Genomic DNA, 5,751 nt, shown 5'->3' with positions numbered 1-5,751 from the left:
CGGGTTTGTGTGGGTGTTGTTTGTGAACTCGATAGTGTGTTTGTTTGTCTACAGTTTGTTTTGTTTTTGTGCCTGTTTTTGTTTTTGAGTTTTTTGGTTGGGGTCGCCCGCTTGTTCCCCTGGTTGTTCCTGGGGGGTGGGTGGGTGGTTCTCTTCCGGGCTTTGTTTTTTGTTCGGAGAGTTTGATCCTGGCTCAGGACGAACGCTGGCGGCGTGCTTAACACATGCAAGTCGAACGCGCCTGTCCTCTGGTTTTCCGGGGGGTGGGTGAGTGGCGAACGGGTGAGTAACACGTGAGTAACCTGCCCCCTTCTTCGGGATAACGGTCTGAAAGGGCTGCTAATACCGGGTATTCACTGGTCTCCGCATGGGGTCTGGTGGAAAGGTTTTTTCTGGTGGGGGATGGGCTCGCGGCCTATCAGCTTGTTGGTGGGGTGATGGCCCACCAAGGCTTTGACGGGTAGCCGGCCTGAGAGGGTGACCGGTCACATTGGGACTGAGATACGGCCCAGACTCCTACGGGAGGCAGCAGTGGGGAATATTGCACAATGGGCGCAAGCCTGATGCAGCGACGCCGCGTGAGGGATGGAGGCCTTCGGGTTGTGAACCTCTTTCGCCCGTGGTCAAGCCGCGACGTGGGTCGTGGTGAGGGTAGTGGGTAAAGAAGCGCCGGCTAACTACGTGCCAGCAGCCGCGGTAATACGTAGGGCGCGAGCGTTGTCCGGAATTATTGGGCGTAAAGGGCTTGTAGGCGGCTGGTCGCGTCTGCCGTGAAATCCTCTGGCTCAACTGGGGGCGTGCGGTGGGTACGGGCTGGCTTGAGTGCGGTAGGGGAGGCTGGAACTCCTGGTGTAGCGGTGGAATGCGCAGATATCAGGAAGAACACCGGTGGCGAAGGCGGGTCTCTGGGCCGTTACTGACGCTGAGGAGCGAAAGCGTGGGGAGCGAACAGGATTAGATACCCTGGTAGTCCACGCTGTAAACGTTGGGCACTAGGTGTGGGGGCCACCCGTGGTTCCCGCGCCGTAGCTAACGCTTTAAGTGCCCCGCCTGGGGAGTACGGCCGCAAGGCTAAAACTCAAAGGAATTGACGGGGGCCCGCACAAGCGGCGGAGCATGCGGATTAATTCGATGCAACGCGAAGAACCTTACCAAGGCTTGACATGCGCCCCGGGCGCGCGGAGACGCGCGCGCATTTGGTTGGGGGTGTGCAGGTGGTGCATGGTTGTCGTCAGCTCGTGTCGTGAGATGTTGGGTTAAGTCCCGCAACGAGCGCAACCCTTGCCCTATGTTGCCAGCGCGTTGTGGCGGGGACTCGTGGGGGACTGCCGGGGTTAACTCGGAGGAAGGTGGGGATGACGTCAAATCATCATGCCCCTTATGTCTTGGGCTTCACGCATGCTACAATGGCCGGTACAGAGGGTTGCGATGCCGTGAGGCGGGGCGAATCCCTTAAAGCCGGTCTCAGTTCGGATTGGGGTCTGCAACTCGACCCCATGAAGGTGGAGTCGCTAGTAATCGCAGATCAGCAACGCTGCGGTGAATACGTTCTCGGGCCTTGTACACACCGCCCGTCACGTCACGAAAGTTGGTAACGCCCGAAGCCCATGGCCCAACCGGCTCTTGCTGGGGGGAGTGGTCGAAGGTGGGATCGGCGATTGGGACGAAGTCGTAACAAGGTAGCCGTACCGGAAGGTGCGGCTGGATCACCTCCTTTCTAGGGAGCCCTGTTGTGGTGCCGCCTGGCCGTTGGTCCTCGTGCTCCGCCTTGTGCGGGGGGTGGGGGCTGGTGGTGGTGCTTGGGGGCGCGTGGGTTCCGCTGGCAGTGTGCTGGTGGGGCGCGTCCTCGTTGTGGGGTTGGGCATGGGGGCTTTGCTGCTGTGGGCGGACGGGCGCGCTGTCGGGTTCACGTCCAACACCCGTGGCCCCCCCTTTGGGGTGCTGCCGCCTCCTCCCTTGGTGGGGGGTCGCGGCCCCCCGTTGGGGGGTGCTGCCGCCTCCTGTTTTGGTGGGGGGTGTGTTGGGTTCGGCCCTTCCGCCGGGATCCTTCCTTCGTTGGGGGTTGTGGTGGTTGTGGTGGGTTGTTTGTGATTTGTATAGTGGTTGCGAGCATCTTTGTTGTCTGCGCGCGTCCCCCCTTCTTGTTTTGTCCTGCGTTCGCCGTGGGGCGTGTGGGGGGGGCGTGTGGCCCGCGGGCCCGCCCTGTGGCGGGCGTGTGGGCGTGTTTTTTGTTGTGTGTGGTTTTGTGGGGCATTCGGTGGATGCCTTGGCACCAAGAGCTGATGAAGGACGTTGCGGCCTGCGATATGCCCCGGGGAGTTGGCGAGCGAGCTTTGATCCGGGGGTGTCCGAATGGGGGAACCCGGCCCGGGTTGTGCTGGGCCACCATCATCTGAACGTGTATAGGGTGGTGGGGGGAACGCGGGGAAGTGAAACATCTCAGTACCCGTAGGAAGAGATATTCCGTGAGTAGTGGCGAGCGAAAGCGGATGATGGCTAAACCTCGTGCGTGTGATAGGCGGCGGCCGTTGCGCGCGGGGTGTTGTGGGGCCGGCCTGTTTCCCCTCTGCCGGGGGGTGGTTCCGTGTTGTCGTGGGAGTCGAACGCCCTGGGATGGGCGACCGTAGTGCGTGATAGTCGTGTAGGCGGTTCCGCGGTGGCGTGGTTCGGGGCTGGTGCCCGAGTAGTGCGGGGCTCGTGGAATCCCGTGTGAATCCGCCAAGACCACTTGGTAAGCCTGAATACTCCTTGGTGACCGATAGCGCATAGTACCGTGAGGGAATGGTGAAAAGTACCCCGGGAGGGGAGTGAAATAGTACCTGAAACCGTGTGCCTTTAAGCCGTCAGGGCCCTGAGGGGTGATGGCGTGCCTTTTGAAGAATGAGCCTGCGAGTTAGTGGCGCGTGGCGTGCTTAACCCGTGTGGGGTATGCGTAGCGAAAGCGAGTCCGAAACATGGCGTTGTGTCGCGCGTCCTAGACCCGAAGCGGGGTGATCTACCCATGGTCAGGTTGAAGCAGGGGTAAGACCTTGTGGAGGACCGAACCCACCAGGGTTGAAAACCTGGGGGATGAACTGTGGGTAGGGGTGAAAGGCCAATCAAACTCCGTGATAGCTGGTTCTCCCCGAAATGCATTTGGGTGCAGCGTCGCGTGTTTCCTGGTGGAGGTAGAGCTACTGGATGGCCGATGGGCCCTGTGGGTTACTGACGTCAGCCAAACTCCGAATGCCATCAGGGTCGAGCGCGGCAGTGAGACCGCGGGGGATAAGCTCCGTGGTCGAGAGGGAAACAGCCCGGACCGCCGGCTAAGGCCCCTAAGCGTGCGCTAAGTGGGAAAGGATGTGGAGTCGCGGTGACAACCAGGAGGTTGGCTTAGAAGCAGCCATCCTTGAAAGAGTGCGTAATAGCTCACTGGTCAAGTGGTTCTGCGCCGACAATGTAGCGGGGCTCAAGCGCACCGCCGAAGCCGTGGCAGCAGCGCTTTTCGCCCTCCTCCCCCCTTTTTGGACGGGGTGGTGGGTGCGCTGCTGGGTAGGGGAGCGTCCTGCGCGGGGCGAAGCCCGGGGGTGACCCCTGGTGGACCGCGTGGGAGTGAGAATGCAGGCATGAGTAACGAATTCTGCGGTGGGAATCCGCAGCGCCGATTGACTAAGGGTTCCAGGGCCAGGTTCATCCGCCCTGGGTTAGTCGGGTCCTAAGGCGAGGCCGACAGGCGTAGTCGATGGTCGACCAGTTGATATTCTGGTACCGCGCGGCGACCGCCAGTGCCGATACCGCTGTGCTAACCGCCCGCACCGCCCCCTCCTGCGCTTTCGGGCGCGGGGGCGGGGGGTGTCGCGGGGCCCCGGTGGTGGAGGCAAGCGTGTTGACAGGGGTGACGCAGGAAGGTAGCCGCAATGCGCCGGTGGTTGTGCGTATTCAAGGCTGTGGCCCGTCCCCCAGGCAAATCCGGGGGGCATGTGGGTGAGGGCTGAGGAGGGACACACGCGTGTGTGGACTTGTGGTGATCCTATGCTGCCGAGAAAAACCCCGACGTGAGGGCGCCGCGCGCCCGTACCCCAAACCGACTCAGGTGGTCAGGTAGAGCATACCGAGGCGTTCGAGTGAATCATGGTTAAGGAACTCGGCAAAATTCCTCCGTAACTTCGGGATAAGGAGGACCCCTTGGCCTGCCCCCGCCGCGCGCGGGGGCGGGGCCGGGGGGTCGCAGAGAATAGGGAGAAGCGACTGTTTATCAAAAACACAGGTGCGTGCGAAGCCGCAAGGCGATGTATACGCACTGACGCCTGCCCGGTGCTGGAAGGTCAAGAGGAGCCCTCAGCCCCCCCAGTGGGGGCGAAGGGGCGAATTCAAGCCCCAGTAAACGGCGGTGGTAACTATAACCATCCTAAGGTAGCGAAATTCCTTGTCGGGTAAGTTCCGACCTGCACGAATGGCGTAACGACTTCTCCGCTGTCTCAACCGTGAACTCGGTGAAATTGCAGTACGAGTAAAGATGCTCGTTTCGCGCAGAAGGACGGAAAGACCCCGGGACCTTTACTATAGCTTGGTATTGGTGTCCGCTTGTGCTTGTGTAGGATAGGTGGGAGACTGTGAAGCGGCCGCGCCAGCGGTGGTGGAGTCGTCGTTGAAATACCATTCTGGTTCAAGCGGGCGCCTGAACCTGGGCCCGTGATCCGGGCCGGGGACAGTGCCTGGTGGGTAGTTTAACTGGGGCGGTTGCCTCCTAAAAGGTAACGGAGGCGCTCAAAGGTCCCCTCAGCCTGGTTGGCAATCAGGTGGCGAGTGCAAGTGCACAAGGGGGCTTGACTGTGAGACCGACGGGTCGAGCAGGTGCGAAAGCAGGAACTAGTGATCCGGCCATGGCACGTGGGTGCGTGGTCGCTCAACGGATAAAAGGTACCCCGGGGATAACAGGCTGATCTTGCCCAAGAGTCCATATCGACGGCATGGTTTGGCACCTCGATGTCGGCTCGTCGCATCCTGGGGCTGGAGTTGGTCCCAAGGGTTGGGCTGTTCGCCCATTAAAGCGGTACGCGAGCTGGGTTCAGAACGTCGTGAGACAGTTCGGTCCCTATCCTCTGCGCGCGCAGGAAACTTGATGGAGGGCCGTCCCCAGTACGAGAGGACCGGGATGGACGAACCTCTGGTGTGCCAGTTGTACCGCCAGGTGCACGGCTGGTTGGCCACGTTCGGAAAGGATAACCGCTGAAAGCATCTAAGCGGGAAGCCCGCTCCGAGATGAGGTTTCCACGCCCCCACACGGGGTGAGAGGCCCCCGCCAGAACAGCGGGTCGATAGGCCAGAGGTGGAAGCGCCGCGAGGCGCTCGCGAGCCGACTGGTACTAATGGGCCGACACCACACCAACCCCCCAACCACCAAACCGGGGGGACAACGACACCACGACAACCCCCGGCCACAAGCCCACAACGGGCCCACCGGACCAACCCGGGGGAGGCGCCGCAACCACTATACGAACCACGACCAACCCACCCCCCACCCAACCCACCACACGGCGGGCCAACAAGAGGGGGGGACGGACGACACAATCTTGTGGTGGTCACAGCACCGGGGAAACGCCCAGCAACATACCGAACCTGGAAGCTAAGCCCGGCCGCGCCAATGGTACTGCACCCCAGGGGGTGCGGGAGAGTAGGAAACCGCCACAACACACCAGAGGGGGGGCCGCGCACACACGTGCGCGGCCCCCCACACACACCCACACCCGCAACCACACGCGAACACGCGCG

The 5,751-nt window shown here is 61.7% G+C and carries 3 rRNA genes; all 3 read left to right on the top strand.

The features are described from left to right. Positions 1 to 170 precede the first annotated feature (170 nt). Positions 171 to 1,717: ribosomal RNA gene (locus BH719_RS02310) — 16S ribosomal RNA — on the top strand. Positions 1,718 to 2,234: 517 nt separating this feature from the next. Beyond that, positions 2,235 to 5,368: ribosomal RNA gene (locus BH719_RS02305) — 23S ribosomal RNA — on the top strand. A 185-nt stretch (positions 5,369 to 5,553) separates the two neighbouring features. Continuing rightward, positions 5,554 to 5,670: ribosomal RNA gene (gene rrf / locus BH719_RS02300) — 5S ribosomal RNA — on the top strand. Together the 16S, 23S and 5S rRNA genes form the textbook arrangement of a ribosomal RNA operon. Positions 5,671 to 5,751 lie beyond the last annotated feature (81 nt).

Origin of the sequence: Pauljensenia hongkongensis, assembly GCF_001746855.1 — a bacterium.
Classification (GTDB): domain Bacteria; phylum Actinomycetota; class Actinomycetes; order Actinomycetales; family Actinomycetaceae; genus Pauljensenia; species Pauljensenia hongkongensis.
This window is presented reverse-complemented; position numbering and strand designations above follow the sequence as displayed.